General features: G+C 40.0%; 14 protein-coding genes. 5 read left to right on the top strand and 9 right to left on the bottom strand.

The window, feature by feature from the left end; all coding sequences use genetic code 11:
* Nucleotides 1-16 precede the first annotated feature (16 nt).
* A complete protein-coding gene (locus TVG_RS06170; protein WP_241760267.1) occupies nucleotides 17-952 on the top strand; it encodes a COG1470 family protein in 936 nt (311 codons plus the stop codon).
* 5 nt (nucleotides 953-957) lie between these two features.
* Nucleotides 958-1,824 (top strand): aldo/keto reductase, encoded by an 867-nt coding sequence (locus tag TVG_RS06165; protein ID WP_010917410.1) that lies wholly within the window; start codon nucleotides 958-960, stop codon nucleotides 1,822-1,824.
* Between the two features lie 10 nt (nucleotides 1,825-1,834).
* On the opposite strand, the gene TVG_RS06160 is transcribed toward TVG_RS06165, so the two are convergent.
* Both TVG_RS06160 and acs read right to left on the bottom strand, forming a co-directional pair.
* Nucleotides 1,835-2,446: an acetate uptake transporter gene (locus TVG_RS06160; protein ID WP_010917409.1), complete on the bottom strand. Its 612-nt coding sequence runs from the start codon at nucleotides 2,444-2,446 to the stop codon at nucleotides 1,835-1,837.
* Entirely contained in the window at nucleotides 2,443-4,395 is a 1,953-nt protein-coding gene (gene acs / locus TVG_RS06155) for an acetate--CoA ligase (RefSeq protein ID WP_010917408.1), read from the bottom strand. Before acs ends, TVG_RS06160 begins: the two co-directional genes overlap by 4 nt.
* A 294-nt stretch (nucleotides 4,396-4,689) precedes the next feature.
* On the opposite strand from acs, the gene TVG_RS06150 reads away from it, so the two are divergent.
* Complete coding sequence (locus TVG_RS06150; protein ID WP_010917407.1) at nucleotides 4,690-5,748, top strand: TrmB family transcriptional regulator; 1,059 nt, start codon at nucleotides 4,690-4,692, stop codon at nucleotides 5,746-5,748.
* On the opposite strand, the gene TVG_RS06145 is transcribed toward TVG_RS06150, so the two are convergent.
* The 7 genes from TVG_RS06145 to TVG_RS06115 form a co-directional block, all read right to left on the bottom strand.
* Complete coding sequence (locus tag TVG_RS06145; RefSeq protein WP_010917406.1) at nucleotides 5,732-7,489, bottom strand: amylo-alpha-1,6-glucosidase; 1,758 nt, start codon at nucleotides 7,487-7,489, stop codon at nucleotides 5,732-5,734. The genes TVG_RS06150 and TVG_RS06145 overlap by 17 nt on opposite strands.
* A 5-nt stretch (nucleotides 7,490-7,494) precedes the next feature.
* Entirely contained in the window at nucleotides 7,495-9,426 is a 1,932-nt protein-coding gene (locus TVG_RS06140) for an amylo-alpha-1,6-glucosidase (RefSeq protein WP_010917405.1), read from the bottom strand.
* Nucleotides 9,392-10,507 carry an ABC transporter ATP-binding protein gene (locus tag TVG_RS06135; RefSeq protein ID WP_010917404.1) on the bottom strand — a complete coding sequence of 372 codons (1,116 nt, stop codon included), beginning with the start codon at nucleotides 10,505-10,507 and terminating at the stop codon, nucleotides 9,392-9,394. The genes TVG_RS06140 and TVG_RS06135 overlap by 35 nt, the downstream gene beginning before the upstream one ends.
* Nucleotides 10,508-10,513: 6 nt before the next feature.
* The gene (locus TVG_RS06130; RefSeq protein ID WP_010917403.1) at nucleotides 10,514-11,401 is read right to left on the bottom strand and encodes a carbohydrate ABC transporter permease; all 888 of its coding nucleotides are present in this window, start codon (nucleotides 11,399-11,401) and stop codon (nucleotides 10,514-10,516) included.
* Nucleotides 11,402-11,403: 2 nt separating this feature from the next.
* Entirely contained in the window at nucleotides 11,404-12,333 is a 930-nt protein-coding gene (locus TVG_RS06125) for a carbohydrate ABC transporter permease (RefSeq protein ID WP_010917402.1), read from the bottom strand.
* Nucleotides 12,334-12,336: 3 nt separating this feature from the next.
* Nucleotides 12,337-13,659, bottom strand: a complete 1,323-nt coding sequence (locus tag TVG_RS06120; RefSeq protein ID WP_010917401.1) for an extracellular solute-binding protein — start codon at nucleotides 13,657-13,659, stop codon at nucleotides 12,337-12,339.
* Between the two features lie 187 nt (nucleotides 13,660-13,846).
* On the bottom strand, nucleotides 13,847-14,770 hold the full coding sequence (locus TVG_RS06115) for a hypothetical protein (RefSeq protein ID WP_010917400.1): 924 nt from the start codon (nucleotides 14,768-14,770) through the stop codon (nucleotides 13,847-13,849).
* A 139-nt stretch (nucleotides 14,771-14,909) separates the two neighbouring features.
* Here TVG_RS06115 and TVG_RS06110 point away from each other — a divergent pair, with 139 nt between their 5' ends.
* Nucleotides 14,910-16,406, top strand: a complete 1,497-nt coding sequence (locus TVG_RS06110; protein WP_010917399.1) for an FGGY family carbohydrate kinase — start codon at nucleotides 14,910-14,912, stop codon at nucleotides 16,404-16,406.
* 253 nt (nucleotides 16,407-16,659) lie between these two features.
* Complete coding sequence (locus TVG_RS06105; protein WP_010917398.1) at nucleotides 16,660-17,154, top strand: hypothetical protein; 495 nt, start codon at nucleotides 16,660-16,662, stop codon at nucleotides 17,152-17,154.
* The last annotated feature ends 4 nt before the right edge of the window (nucleotides 17,155-17,158 follow it).

Raw genomic sequence — 17,158 nt, 5'->3', positions numbered from 1 at the left:
ATTCATTTTTTATAGTATGAAATATTCGATCCTACTCATCGTTTTGGTGATCGCCTTGTTTATGCTTCCAATGGTTTCATCTGCAGCTAGTGGCACGAGTGAGATTACGCTTTCAACTACATCTATTTCAATTCCAAGAGGGGGGTCTTCTACCGTCACGTACAATGTGAAGCTAGCTAGTGGGAACACATGGGGTACGAGCATTTCAGCATCAGCCCCTTCCGGTATATCAGTAACATTCAGTAATCCAACAGGCGATCCGCCTTTCAGTGGCACTGCCACTGTAACCGTCGCAAAGACGGTTTCGCCTGGCACCTATACTATCGAAATTTCTGCGACTGGAGACGATCCATCCTCGTCTCCGGCAACGTTAAGCGTAACGGTAATGAACACTACTGTAACGACAGCTCCACCGCCAGCACCAGTTGTGCATGTGAATTATATTCCGTTTATAGTTGGTGGAATAGCAATAGCTCTCTTTGTAGTATTCCTAATAATTTTCAGCCTTTTCTTGCCGGCCTATTCAAAACCTATTAGATACGTTACTTACACTGTCACCTTAATACTCTCAATGTACCTAATAACCTACGATCATGTTCTATTGAAGTATGCGTATTCCCACTGGCTAGGCCTGATAGTTTATCTCCTGCTATCCACAATTTTCTTCGGCCTTACCTTCTCCTCTTCTCAAGCGTTAAAACGATCAAGCCTTTACTTACTTACTGTCGGTAATATCCTCCTGGGCCTACTTATGATCGTTGATACTGTATTTGGCCTTCCATATTCGTCACTTCACAATGTTACTACAAATGTAGGGTGGGATTACCTATTCGGTTATGGTACAACTTCAATATCAACAGTAGGTATATCTCTGGCCTTTACTCTTCTATTTATATTCGTAGGCATATATGCAGGAGTTTCATTGAGAGAAGCTAGGGTCCTGAAAGGTTAATCAACATGGACTGCCTTATCACTGAGATGGAGTACAAGGAATTCGGGAATACTGGTGTAAAGGTCTCATCTGTTGGAATAGGAACATACTACGATCCAGGCTGGATGGCCTTATCAAGGTTCAACGTTAAGAGAGATGCTGAGAAAAAGATACAGGCTATACGTACTGCAATTGACGCTGGGGTCACGTTAATAGATACAGCTGAGATTTATGGGAGTGAGGATCTTGTTGCAAAGGCTATTGAGGGCCATAATAGGGAGGAACTATTCATCGCGACAAAAGTCTGGATAAATCACCTTAGGTACGACAAGGTAATAAAGGCTTGCAAAGCAAGCCTCTCAAGACTAAATACAAAATATGTAGATCTGTATCAAATTCATTTCCCTTCCCCTACTGCAAACCTTCAGGAAACTTTCAAGGCTATGGAGAAGTTGGTTGATGATGGCCTAGTAAAGTTCATAGGTGTCAGCAATTTTTCTAGGGGGAAACTTGAGAAATCTATGGAATACGTGAAGAAGTACGAGATCGTATCAAACCAGATCCACTATAGCCTAAAGAAAAGGGATGCTGAAGAGGATATCGTCAAGTTTTGCGAAAACAACGGAATGGCCGTGCTAGCTTGGTATCCACTTGAGCACGGTAGCCTTGTTAGGGAATCAGACTATCCAAGTGAGATTCTTGCGCGAATAAAAGCTAAACATCCCAGCATAACACCCGCACAAATTGCCCTTAGCTACCTTATATATGGGAACAAATTAGTCTTTCCAATACCTAGGGCATCAAATCCTGAACATGTTAAGGAAAACATAGCGTCTGTGGAACAAAAGCTAGATCAGGAAGAAATAGAAGAGTTAAGAAAATATTTCAATTAATAAAGGTTTTTTATTTTCCAGCCTTTTTATGAAACATACCAGGCCCAACGGGAATAGTGCCTGGTTTCATTGAGTTTATTATTATAGCAAAACTTGTATAAGCTGCAAAAAAGGCTGAAAGTATGCCTAGGTAACCACCAGCATGGGTTAAAGCTACGGACGAATATATCGCGCCTAATCCAAGGACCACGAAGGTTAACCAAAGGAAGAGGAATGTTAGGTTTAGAGACATCGATGCCATCATGGCCCCTCCCCACATATAAAGTGTGAATATGCCCCAGAGTATGAGCGCCCATCCAACCGCTACTGCTGGAAGGGCATTTATTATGTGGAGATCTGCAAGTATCACCATTAATGCATAAAAAATCCAAAAGGATCCGTAACTAGTAAAAGCGGTAAAACCAAAGTTGTTGCCCCTGCGCATTTCCCAAGATCCCGTTATTAATTGTGCAAGGCCACCGTATGCTATTGCGAGCGGAACAACAACATTTACACCGGACGCAGGAATAAGGCCTGCATTGATAAAGCTTAATAGAAATGTTGTGAAAGCGAATCCTGCAAGGCCCAACGGAGCTGGGTCAGAGGAAAAAGCTTTTTCAAAGGCATTGCTTTCCAACTTCACTCCCCTCCCTTTGCCTCCTTCCTAAAGGCCTCTATTGCTGATCTAATCTCATCGACAGAGCTTGAGTCCTCAAGAGTGGTTAGATCTCCTGGTATCTGATCCAGTGCAACAGCCTTTACAACTCTCCTCATTATCTTGCCGCTTCTAGTTTTTGGAAGCAGTTTTACAATATGTATCTCGTCTGGTACGTAAATTGGCCCTAAATCAGATCTAATTCGCTTTCTAATTTCAGAAATTAATTCCCTTCGGTCAGCCTGAATTTGTTTGGGTACAATGAAGGCCACTATAACTTCCCCCTTTATAGGATCAGGTTTACCAAAAGCTGCTGCTTCAACGGCAAGCCCTGTTGAAACTAATGCGTCTTCAACTTCTATTGTACCGAGGCGATGTCCTGCTACGTTTAGGACTTCATCAGCCCTTCCTAGGAGCCAGTAATAACCGTCGGAATCCTTTATGGCGTAATCTCCGCAAAAGTAATAGCCATAGAACTTGGAAAAATACGTCTTCACGTATCTCTCATCGTCATTGTTTACTGTCATCAGCATTCCTGGCCAAGGCCTTCTAAACACTATGTACCCTTTCTCATTATCCTTAACTTCTTCACCCCTATCGTTGAGTATCGCTGGATCTACGCCTGGAAGCGGGAATGTTGCTGATCCAGGTTTTAAAGGAGGAAGCCCTAGCGCCCTTTGTGGAGCAATCATAAAGCCTCCAGTCTCTGTTTGCCAGTACGTATCTATTATGGGGCACTTAGAGTTCCCTATCGTTTCGTAATACCATCTCCATGCTGAAGGGTTTATAGGTTCGCCAACGGTACCGAGAACCTTTAGCGTTGATAAGTCATGCCTCTTCGGGTATTTATCGCCAAACTTCATGAGCATCCTTATAGCTGTAGGGGATGTGTAGAGTATGTTTATTCTGTATTTTTCTATAATTTCCCATACTCTATCGGGTTCCGGATAAGTTATTGATCCTTCATACATTATGCTGGTAAGACCTAATATCAAGGGTGCAAATACGATATAACTGTGGCCTGTAATCCAACCGATGTCCGCAGCACACCACCATCTATCGTCTTCATCTGGATTAAAGGCCCACTTCAAAGTATTCGCAACCCAAACACCATACCCTCCCGTGCTATGCACAGCTCCTTTTGGCTTCCCTGTTGTGCCTGACGTGTAGAGTATAAACAACGGATCGTTGGCATCCATTTGGACCGGCTCTACGTATGTGTAAGAATCCCCTACTACCTCGTGATACCATATGTCTCTGTCTTCGTTCATATCAACATTGTTGCCTGCGTGCTTTACAACTATGACATTTCTAATCGTAGATGTCATTTCCAGAGCTTCATCGGCTATTTTCTTTAGTTCAACCACCTTTCCATTTCTGAAACTTCCATCTGCGGTTATGAGTAGCACAGCTTTTGAATCATTTATCCTCTCTGCCAGAGCACCAGCTCCAAAACCGGCGAATACGAAAGAAAAAACGGCACCAATCCTAGCCGCGGCAAGCATAGCAACTGGTGCCTCGATTATCATTGGCATGTACAGGACAATCCTGTCACCCTTTTTTATGCCTAAGTTTATTAAAGCTTTAGCTAAGTTGTTTATCCTGCGAAACAATCCATCGTAAGTGACTATCTTTTCATCTCCTTTCTCACCAACCCATATATATGCCGCCTTATTCCTTCTGTGTTGCTCTATGTGTCTGTCAACGCAGTTGTAAGACATGTTTAATTTACCGCCTACAAACCACCTATAGAATGGCTTTTTTGTATCATCTAGCACCCTATCCCATTTTTTGTACCAAGTTAGTATTTCAGCATTAAACGACCAAAAAGCCTCCATATTTTTGAACGAATCATCGTAAGCCCTCTTGTACAAATTCATATCAGGGTGATACACCTCTTCTGTCGGAAGAACGGACTTTTCTCCTTCTATGTCCATGCCATAACATTTCGTGATAGTACTTATATTTTTTAGATAACCCTATGGTAATCTTAGCCATAATATAAACCTAATTAAATTACAATATACTTTTATAGAATAAAGCAAGAAACATCTAAAAACTAACTTTGCGTATTCTTGAATTATACCTATCACGTCAATAGTAGTAGCTGGCGATAAAACAAATAAAGAATCACTCACTAAAGATATTTCATAATTTTTATTTACATTTATTCTTAGGATTTTTGTAGTATTCGATTAAAAATATAAGGCAGATTAGGATATCAGATTTGAATGCAGGAAAGAGATTGGGGAGACAATACTGAGAATACTACTATAGTTGGTATACTTCAGGATCTTGGGCTCAGCGAAAATGAGGCAAAGTTGTATATGGTATTGCTACAACGTGGGAGCATGACTGCCCAAGACATCCTCCGGAATATGCCTCTCAGACAGCCACAACTTTATGATATAACGTCTTCGCTTGAGCGAAAGGGGTTTATCAACGTTTTGCAAGGCCGGCCAAAAAAATACAAGGCTATAAGCGCAGATGTAGTAATAGAGGCAAGAGAGCAAATACTTAAGAAAAATAGAGACTACTTTCTTAATTGGGCAAACAAGACCGCAGATTCTAGGAGAGAAAAAACAGCACTGATCAACGCCAAAAACCTGAGAAGCGTTGTGAACAACTCCATAGAGCTAGTCAAGGAAGCAAGTCTAACCTTAGAAGCTGAGACAACTATAGAACTTCTCGAATACATAAAGGAACCTATCAAACGTAAGGCTAGGAATGGTGTTAGGGTTGAACTGCTCCTCTTTGGGAAATCAAATATACCCGACGAAACGATCGCATACTTCAAGGATCTTCCGGTAGAGATTAGATACCTGGATCCTGGGCAATTCTATGTATTGATCTCAGATGAGGTTAATTCTGTGTTTATGCCGAGGAGCGTAGCTATAGACCCTGAGACCCCAAAGTATGGGTATATAATAATGGATAGAGATATGTCGTGGTTCATAACCCATAACTTTTTTGTTGGATGGTATAAGGCAAAAGAGATCACATCGATAAATGTGAATGTTCCATGTCTGTATAAATCGCAGAGAATTCTTATAAGCGATCTTCAGAGGATGGCAACAAAATATTCCAGAATAAGTGGTACACTTGAGGGTGTATTGAGAAAAAACGGAAGCAAATTTGTTGAGGCTGGCGAAATAAAAGGAATAAATGTGGATACAGAAATAATAAATTTTGAATTTGAAACGTCGAGTGGGCGATATACTGTGGGCGGTTATGATTCCCAGATTGAGGATGTTATAATGAAATCATTCAGGCTTACTCATCTATCGTAAGTTTTATTTTCTTTCCCCTGAATTTTAATGAAACACTGTGTATTTTAAGAACCATAGGATCTATAGCTGGCTTCAACTTTAATACATCTCCCTCGGGGGCTATCCCTAGGAATCCGCCGATTAAATCTTCGATATATATAGCTGCTGACCAAGCTTGTAGATAGCATCCATTTGGATTGTTGCTGATCTCAGGAAACGAATTTGGCGAAAATTTGCTATAGGATTTTTCAAGAGAGTAAAAAAACTGCCTCGCAATTTCAGTCTTCCCATAATTTAGTGCGGATATAACGAACATTCCAGTATTTATCGGCATCGAATTATTCATTGCATCTACGGTTATTTCACCATTTCTGGATATATTATGCAATCCACCGGTACTTGAAATGAAGTTCTCGAAGTGTTCTCTGTCCCCTATTCCTGCATAAAATGGCAAGATCGAAGTCCAGAATTTATTGTCCTTAGGAAATCCGTTGACGATCCTATTTGCGTAGGTATTCCGTTCGTCTATCCAAAATGCGTCTATTAATCGTTTCAACTGTCTCATGCTTAGATTGTGCTTACTCCAATCAAGCGTATCTAAAATTATTTCATTATCTTTATAAAATGAATATAGCTGTTCCAGTTCCTTCAAGCTCATGTATAGAAATACCACAGTATCCAAATCAATGCCGGTACCAGCTTCAGCATCTTCCATTATTCCTCTTCCTGCCAGTCCATGGTCGAAAATGTATTGAAAAGACTGCTTGGCAGTGCTTAACAAGTGTGTACTTTCCCCTATCTTAGATGTATACACCAAATACCTATAGACGGCAAAGGGAAAAAGTGCAGTTTCTTCTAAGTCTCCCTGATTATATATCTTGCCGCTTGTTATTATTTCATGTGGTACTCTGCCGGAGAAACTAAATCTGGACATTAAGTTAAGCGAGCCGTAGGCAATTTCATCTAAGCCTGCAAACAGTAGTCCCTTAACAGATAATAGTGTGTCAATACCAAAAAACCATGGGAAGTCTGGATGCCCCGCTGTGAGGCCATATCCGACGCCTTCTACATACTTCGTGAGCTGTATAATGTTTGCTTTCGCACTATTGAATCTTTCTAGAGTTAGTTCGTCTTCAGAGTTCAATTCTGTACTTCCCTCTAATGCCAATTTTGGAATTAGGCTCTTTGTGAGAGAGTTTTCATTGCAAAATTTACTGCTTATGGTGAGTACTAGATCTGATCCACTGGTTGCAATTAGATCTGATCTAAGCAGGTTATAACCGTTTTTAAAATGTAAATTGATATGTATCCATGGAAAAGCGTTGCTCATTACATCTATTGAATCGTCATTATACTGATAATAGAAAGTATCTATGGAGTTCCACACTGGCCTAGGCATTAGTTCCAATACAAGCCTTGCCTTTTTTGGTGGGTTTCCTTCGATAAAGGCATGGAATGTGCCATCTTCTTCAATGCTTAGGCAAAGTGAAAAGCTTGGAAATTGGAACAGAGCACTATACGGTAAGAGGCGACAGCTTTCAGCCTTCACAATCTTTCCATCAACATCAATGAAAATATTTCTTATTAATCTAATTGGGTGATACCATAACCCACCCATCTCTCCGGGATCGTGATATCCGATCTTATCCGGTATTAAATCAGTAAAGCCTATAAAGTAAGAGAAGAGGCTTGAAATGGTAAAAGGCCGATGTCCTTCAAAAGATAAATCCGGGAATTTCCCACTACAAGCGTTTGCTATCAATATGCTTACACCTCGGTTACCGAAACTCCTTCAACGGAGTCTATGCATATGTTGTAGAGTTTACCCCTCCATGGCAACTTGCTGATCTTGACTTTTTTCCATTTCTCAGGTAAGTTGTGGTGCCCATTGGCCTTGAAGCTTGACGGATCGAACTCTATGCTGTCAATACCCAGTAGTCCTTGCATTACGCTCAGCACAAGCATTGAAGATGACCATCCTTGGGCAAACTGGCCCGTAGGGTTCGCGATCATTGAATCGTAGGTCTCATTGATCCTGCCCAGATCAGGTGAGGAGAAGGCAAGTTCCGAAAAAGTCATAAGCTGTTTGAAGGCAATGTCTTTTAGGCCGTTTTTGTAAGCGGACAAAACGAACCATCCTGTCATGAGCGGCCATACAGTTCCAGTATGGTAACCTCCATCGAACATGGGATCATCGACTGATACGGATCTAACCCCCCACGGAGTCAAGTTGCCCTCAGCAAGTTGTTTTATTGTTTCTACTATGTTGTTGTTTGTGAAGAATATCCCAGGGACGAATTGCATCGCACTTTTCACAGACTTCGCATATCCTGAGTTATCTATAAAATCCGTAAAGCTAACATTAGAAAAGAAAGATTCAAGGTATTTCTTCTTTAGTTCCTCCGCATTAGCAATATTTAATTCGTTCGAGTATAACTCGACCGTCTTTACCCATAGTGCGTTTATATCTACTGCTTTCCCATTCCTAATATTTGCCCAGGTTTCAGGCCATCCTATTAGGCCATCAGAGAAGTTGTTTTCTAAAAGCCCATCGCCGTCGGAGTCGCATGAGGAGGCAAATTTGAATACTCTCGTAACATTGTCGTGCTCGAAACCTTTTGACTCCCAGTTTTCCAGTGATTTATTACTTAGAAGCCAGAGTAAACTGCTATCTATTGACATGTACATAGTGTTAAAGATTCTGTCTGATATAGAATAGCTCTGCATACCATCATTTGACAATCCAATTTCGTGAGGTATTCTCCCATCTTTAGAATAAATCAATAGTGTTCTCATGTGCTCTCGTGTCAAATGCGACATGCCAACCGTATTCGCAGCTAATCCCATCCAAAGGCCATCCCTTCCGAAGTACCATGAGAAAATAGGGAAACCCGCAAACCAGCCATTCCCAGTGGACGTTTCACTATAAAATTCGAATAGGTCGTTTTTTGCCCAGAAAAAAATCTTATTCAATTTAAAATCAGGGGTTTCCAAATCAGCTAAACTAAGTACCTGCATATGATCCAAGATCACATCGTCCAAGCTTGAGCTGTCTTTCTCTTCGAATGGAGAAAAAACGAATGAAATCTCCTTGGAATCCTCTATATTGAATATCAGGTTATTTTCTGAAAATTTTATTGAATACGAACCGTCGCATGCTAAGTTGATGAACGTCTTCGCAACATCACTTTCCAACGAAATCAATCCAGATTTCTCACTTATATTAATGTGGCTAGCACTTTTATTAGACGGCCAGGCAACTGAGTGAGTTATCAATAAATTAAGCGTAATTTTAGATTTGTTTGGGTTCAGCACGTCTATGTGTAAAGCACCATTTTTTGCAATGTAGTCCAATCGTTCAATAGAATCGTAGCTCCTATAAATATAACCAAGACCTCTAACATATTTTGAAAGAGAATCGCTTAGTGATACGTTTCCCACAATCCACTCCATAGAGGCTACATAGCAAATGTTATCGAACCAGAAGCCAGTTCGTGATCGATGAAGATCCGATCTTGCTATGTTGCCATTCAAGTACGTTATGAAATGAGACTTTTGTCCCTTTACCATTGAGTATCTATAGGTGTCGAGATTATTCTTTGGTACTACCACCCAGTGAAGAATATCTTTGTGATTGCTAGACTCATCAAGTTCCCTGCATAATTCAATTTTTTTTCTCGACATTTCTGGCACTATCATAAGTTACCTCCGTAATGAGATTTCCAGAATCCTTTGAAAACAAGTAAATGGGTCCAGGTTTAATCTCAATAAACACAGCATCCCCATGACTTAGATCTCTCAAGTTCAACTTTAGTTCTTCTCTAGGAATGAGTGCCCTCACAAGAATATTATTCATATCTAAGTGAACTTCCACATTTACGCCTGAATTTATAAAGTAATCGAAGGATGCCGGAACACCATTTTTAAGAGAAATGTTTACCTTCTCCGGCCTGATACCAAGGATTGCGTGATCTCCAGGCACGTGATCAACTGTAGTAATTGGAACACCATTTAAAACAATCTCTGAAGATGACTCGTCTTTTATGATATCGCATTCGATCAAGTTCATGGGCGGATTGCCAATAAAACTTGCCACGAATAGGTTAGTTGGATGTATATAAAGATCATCAGGAGTCCCAATTTGGGCAGGTTCTCCGCTATTTAGGACCATAATCCTGTCTGCGAGCGCCATAGCTTCGTCTTGATCGTGGCATACATATATTGTTGTTTTTCTTACCCTTTCATGGAATGATCTGAGTTCGCCTAGCATTTCTCTCCTAAGTTTTGCATCTAAGTTGCTTAACGGCTCATCCATCAAAAAGACGGATGGATCACGGACAAGCGCTCTTGCTATCCCGACTCTTTGTTGCTCGCCACCAGAGAGCTGTTTTGGATATTTCTTAAGTTGTTTTTCTATGTGGAGTAAGCTTGCTACCTCTTCTACTCTTTTCTTTATTTGATCCCTTGGCAGGTGTTTTATCTTAAGATTCAGGGCAATGTTGTCGAACACAGTCATATGGGGGTAAAGTGCAAAGTTTTGGAATACCATTGCTATGTTCCTATCAGAGGGATAGAAATCAGTGACGTCAATATCGTCTATGTATATATGGCCGCCAGATATCTCGGTAAGTCCAGCTATGCTTCTGAGCAGGGTAGTTTTACCGCTTCCTGAAGAACCTAGTATAACGAAGAACTCGCCGTCCTTTACATCAAGGTTCATCCTCTCAATTACAGTCTTATCGCCGTACTTAACTGTGAGGTTCTCGATACGTACACCCATATTTATTTACCTCCCATCAGAAAAAGTCATGGATATGCCATTGATGAAATATCGCTCGAATGCCACGAATATAGCTATAGTTGGAATCATTGTTAGTATATTGACGGTCATCATCTGATTCCAGTATATTTGCGTCCCGTTTGCACCCTTAAAGAAGTTAAGGACAAGAGGTAGCGTGAACATGTTGAGGCTGTGAACTTCCATCAAAGGCCACAAGAAATTATTCCATGAACCTATAAACGAAAATATCGTAGCAGCAGCTATTGCTGGCTTTGCATTGGGCAGATCTATAGAAAAGAAAATTTGCCAAGGCCTCAAACCATCAATTTTAGCTGCAAGTTCCATTTCCTCAGGTATCGTGAGAAAATACTGCCTCATAATGAAAACATCCAGCGCAGAAGCTATCTGAGGAAGAATAAGACCCTGATACGTGCTTAGCCAATTAAGGTCTAGCATAAATACATAAGATGCTATAGATATTACGGGGAATGGGATCATCAAAGTTGCAAGAACAGCATAAAATAATACGTTCCTACCCGGAAACTTCAGTTTCGCAAACGCGTATCCCGATAACATGCCAACGAATACACTGCCAGCAACGACGCAAGCCGATACGAATACGCTATTAAAATACCAGAGAGGAAAGTCTCCAAAACTCCAAACTGTCCTAAGATTTGCCAGAAAGTAGGATAGGCTTGTCTCACTGAGCGGATTTAAGTTTGGAGGAAAATTTGCAAAGATACTGTTTCTGAACGCTTTAATTACAGTCCAATAAAACGGGAGGAGGTAGATCATTGCCAAAACTATAGACAGTACGTAAATTATGGTTTTTTTCAACAGCGGCCTCATCGATCTTTTTGGTCTAGCATAAACTTTCTTACCTGTGCTTAACATTATCACCACGTCCTTTCAGTTATTACCTTTCTTTGTGTTATCGTAAGGGCCATTATTATCACGAATAGAACAAACGATGCTGCCGCTGCAAGCCCAATATCCCCAATGTAAACGAAAGTTCTGTTATAGATGTACATTAAAGGAACGTATGTGGATCTGGCTGGGCCACCATCAGTAATAACGTATATTTGATCAAAGAGCTGCATTGCTCCTGTTAAGCCAAGAATAACAACTAGAACTGTTGAAAATCTCATCATCGGGAAATATATATACCTGAACCTGGCAAAGGCTGAAGTTATGCCGTCAATTTTTGCAGCATCAAGTACATCTTGCGGTATGGCTTGAAGCCCTGCCGAATATATTATCATAAAATAAGGAGCTGTAGTAAAGATATTCATTGCCATTATTGCTGGAAATGCAAATTCAGTGCTGAATAGCCAATTATGTGGGGCTATCCCAAAAAATGATAGAAAGAAATTTACCAATCCAGAATCTGAGAAAACCCATATGAATATTATGGACATTGAAACTGGAGAAACCACTGCTGGGATAAAAACAATGGCTCTTGCGATCCTGCTTATCTTAGACGCTGTATTGAAAAGAAGCGCATATACAAAGGCTAGAAATGTTTGAACAGTGACTACGACGGCCGTATATAACAACACGTTGAGCAAAGACTTTAAGAAAGCAGGGCTCTCCACTACGTGAATGTAATTTGAAACACCTGTAAAATATATGGAATGGAAAAATGGATTATAATGAAACAGACTAATTACAAATGAATATATCGCAGGGAAAAAAGTGAATACTGATATAAAGATCATCAATGGGATTATAAATAGTATGCCCGTCATCTTTTCCGGGCTTTTATTTTTCTTTTTTCCTTCCCTGATCTTATTTACTTGATATACCTCCGTATTCAAACATACCACCGATCAGAGAGTTGAAGTTCCTTTTAGATTAGTATTCGTCTCATTTAGTATCTGGTAATATGCCTGGGTAGGTGATATTTTTCCAGCAAATAGGTCTACGATAATATTGTGGGCAGCGGTCTCTGTGGCTTGGAAATTGGTTGTGTTATAATTCCATCCATACGCAAATGGGAACTGTTCTCCAGCAAAGCTTTGTATAGGGAAATTGGTTTTATACCATGAACTGTCGAGTATAGCTGATCTTGAGGGTAATGCTAAGCCCTTTGATACCCATGTCTTTTCTCCAGATGGGCCTGTAAAGAATTCAACGAACTGTTCCGCTATCCACTTTTGTGTAGGGTTAAGGTGGCTGTTTATAGCCAGGCCCACGTTAAACATCATTGTTGCATTCTGTACATCGTATGGCATAAACGCATATCCAATAGACGAAGTATCGTTCTTAAAGTATGAACCATTAGCAAATAGTACTGGAACGGTCCATGTTCCTGTTACTACCATACCAACCTTCCCGGACGCGAAGTCCCCTCCATTCCAACCGGCACTAAGATTACTATTCAAACCAGAGAGACCGCTTGAATAGAGGCCATACCAAAATTTTATCGCAGTTAAAAGGCCAGCTGAATTAGAAGATGCACCAGTTCCGCTGCTGTTTATCCACTGTCCTCCTGCCTCGTGCATAAAGGCTAGTATCCTTGCAAATTGAGGCCCTTCCACCATTGGATAATATCCTTTCCCACCGTTTGGAAGCTTACTCTCATTTGCCTTCAGAAGCTCTAGCGTGTTTTTCATGGCTGTCCAATTCCAATTTGTGTAATTAGTTGGATAAGGCACGTGTTCTGCATTGAAGATGTTCTTATTAAACAGTACAAGAAGTGGACTCCAGTCTTTCGGAGCTGCATAAAGCTGTCCGTGCTGCATGAATGTATCTAATATCTCCGGAACAAAGCCTGATAAGTTGTAAGTTGAATTCGCAGAGAGTGCAGGCGTAAGATCTAAAAGGTATCCTGCCTTCACAAATTCTGGTAATATATCGTTTTCCATATAGAATACAGCAGGACCAGAATTGGACGAAAGCTCAGTCTCCAGAGTACCATAATAATTGCTTGTTATTGGCACAAATTTTACTGAAACGTTACTATGTATGGAATTAAATTCATTCACCATTTGGACATCAAATGTATACTCTTCGCCACTGGATACCCAACCCGAGAACGTAATTGTTGGCTTCTTAGCAGCAGTTAAATTATGATAGTACACGACTCCCCCTGCAATCGCCGCTACTGCAATTACTACAACAGCTATTGCTATGACTCTCTTTCTTTCCATTTAATCGTCTCCAACAGTTATATACTAACTGTTATTAGTATATTAAAAAATAGATATTTAAAACTTACTATTTATATATCAAATTTAATTTCATATATATGAGTAGGCCTAAGAATAAAATATAATGAAATTATTTAACAGTATTTATTATAACCTCTAAGCTAAGATAGGATTTAATTCTTTAGTCCTAGTCAAATTTGATAATATTCGATTTCGCCCCATAGAATCTATCATGGACAGAGACATTAATGAAGAAAGGTCCATATCCTTGCAGTGACAGATAGAAGATGTTTTCGCCTTCACTTGGGGTTAAATGTTCCTGTGGCGAACCGTTTACGTATATTGTTGCTGTTGGATAACCCGGGCTATCTGGATTATAAGACATATAGCCTCCAGAAACATTAGCATAAATTATAAGATAACTGAAATTCTGAAAATCCTTATAGGAATGAATTTCTATGTTCACTTGTGGGCGGGGATATACGATAATGTAGCCCAAGGTTGCGTTGAAAATAAAACTTCTAGTACTAATGATTCCGTTTAAAAGGTATGATCCTGTTTTCTCGATATTTATGGACACGTTGTTGCCTTTTCCAGCAAATGAACCGTCTACAAGCCATTCTACAGTTGCGTTGCCTTTGCTTACATAACTTAAAATGTCTGTTATTCCCTGATCTATGTTTAGGTATTTAGCATAAAAATGAAACTTGTGAAAGGTGAAGATTCCTATTTTAACAATCTTAGAAACGGATGAGGTTTTTAGTTTGAAATAAACATAGTGTAGGCCGTATCCTTGTAGGTGATATGCTTCTAGTAGCGATGAACTAAGATTTGTCGGAACCGTGATTGAAAGTCTGCCCGATACAGAAAAGTTTTCTATAAAATTCTTACCATCAGATGAGTAAGTATAAATGGATACCACGGCCCTCGAACTCGTGGAAACATTCACAATAAAGGAAGGGGAATAATCCGTCCGATTCATCATAGAATTTTCCAGAGGAGTGACGGATATTACCTCGGAATCGTTATGGTAGATGTTGAACGTCACAACTATTCCTGATAAAGTAACAAGCAGCGACACTAGCAAAACTAGCATATTTTTCCTAACCATAGATTAACCTCCTTTACGTAATCGAAGAATGATGCAGAAGTTTTCAACAAATGCAGTACTACGAAGGATTCACAGGCTAATAGTTATAAATCAAAATCTTTACAAACATTTAAGGTTTTTTTCTGCTTGATCTTGACAAATGGCTAGAAGACCGATTGATAGTGACGATATTTTCCTCGCACTTGATGCGGGTACTACAGACGTTAAGGCAGGAGCATATGATCGATCGATGAACCTAATCGCTTCATGCAAAAGGAGAATAGGGGTATATTATGGCCAAGGCGGTGTAGTTGAACAGGATCCACATGAAATACTCGAAGCTGCTAAATACTGCCTAAACTCAATCTTAAGGCGCATACCGAAAAGATACGGGGAACCAAAGGCAATCGGTATTACAAACCAGAGGGAAAGCGTCTTGGCCTGGGAACCTATTGATGGAAGGCCGATCACTAAACTAATAAGCTGGAAGGACAAAAGAGGAGCCCAGTTATCTCTTGATCTGAAAGAGCGTTATGGTCAAGTGATAAAGGATAAGACAGGCTTAATAAGCGATCCCTACTTTTCCGCCACAAAAATAAAGTGGTTGGTCGAAAATATTAAACGGAGCTCTAACCATAAAAACTACGTTATTACAACACTGGATTCATGGTTGGTCAAAAATCTTAATTCGAGTTCGATTAAACCTTTAACGGATCATTCCAACGCGTCTAGAACTATGCTTTTCAATATAGATTCATTGGAATGGGATAGCGATCTTCTCGAAATTGTAGGTATAAGTGAAGAAATCCTGCCGGAGGTAAAACGGACAATTGAGTCAGATTCATATGGAAAAGTGAAATTGACCTACGGTTCAACTACACGTGAAGTTCCAATATTATCTGTTGCTGGCGACCAGCAAGCTTCGCTTTTTGGGAATGGCTGCCTTTATCCAGGTCAAGCCAAAGCAAGTTATGGAACTGGTGCATTTATTTTGGAAAACACGGGAGTTAGAGTAAAATCGGATCGTCTATTGGAGACGCTATTTTACACATACAAGGGCAAGAGGACATACGCTCTAGAAGGAACAATCCTTTCTTCTGGTTCCTCAATAGATTGGCTAGTTTCCCTCGCTGGGCTTAAGAGCGTGCCAAGATCCATATTGAGAGCGGAACAAATCGAAAGGAGTCATGTTTTATCAGTGCCAGCATTATCAGGCTTAGGGTCGCCATTTTATTCTAGCGACATAAGGGGATACATTTCTGGGCTATCAGAATCAACGGATATATATGAAGTAATAAGGTCTTTTCTAGAGGCGCAGGCGTTTCTTAGTACGGTGATCATTGAAGAAATGAGGAAACATATTAAACTATTAGAACCGCTGCACATTGATGGCGGCCTATCGAAAAGTGACTTAATAGCAGAGATGCTTGCTAATTTGCTTGATATGAAGATAATACGCGAAAGGAATGTTGATGCCACCATGAAAGGCATAGCAATGATGTCTATGATCGGCTATTACGGTATCGATGAACGGAAATTAACGGTCAGTGCTGGAGGCAAAGAATTTAACCCTAATGACAAGAGGGACGAAATAGCTGAAAAATTTAATTCTTGGCGTTCATTCCTTCTTTCTGTGATATCCAAAAACCAAGGTTAATCTTTTAAAAATCTAATTATACTTATTTTAATTGGGTTTTTTCAACCAAATAACCAACGAACAATTTACTACCTTATATCAATATTCAGATTTTAGTAATATTCTTATACATCAATAATGCTAGATAGGCAGATTGAGGAATATTAAGTGCATTCTTGAATTTCTGCGACTTTGCCTCCGTTCACTATTTATATGGTCTCGTTCTCAACACCAAAATGGTTTTTTATAATCCGGAGATAGAGGATAGATAATAATGAATAAATCAGCGATCAGATCCTTTATCAGAAACATATCTCGATACGTTTATTCTGATGCCCAGCTCACCATTTTAGGAAAATCTGGCTATATAAGATGGACCCTCAGGAGAGTACCTGGTCAAGTTATATTCGAAGACGAAAACGGAATAGATCCGGACTATTCTGAGAGGATTATGGATGTTGTGAAGACAGGTGGTTACGCATCTGCCATTTTAAGATCGATTACTTCAGAAACTGAGATAAAGACTGGCGGATCCTTTATGGAAATTCGTGGCTATTTCATTTACATTAATGCTGGTGTTATTTCCTGGAACGGTCTTTCGGCAGAAGATGTATTCGATGCTGTGAACCACGACTTTAAAACCGGACGCAAGCTAAAGCCAGATGCCCGCGAAATATACTGTGGACTAGATGGTGAATGTTTGGATTATTCAAAGAAATCGGTTGTTTTGGTAAAACGTAAGATAAAGGCAAAGAAATTACATTATTAAAAAT

This window comes from Thermoplasma volcanium GSS1 (genome assembly GCF_000011185.1).
In the GTDB taxonomy this organism is placed as follows: domain Archaea; phylum Thermoplasmatota; class Thermoplasmata; order Thermoplasmatales; family Thermoplasmataceae; genus Thermoplasma; species Thermoplasma volcanium.
The sequence above is the reverse complement of the archived record's forward strand: the minus strand, read 5'-3'. Positions and strand labels throughout refer to the sequence as shown.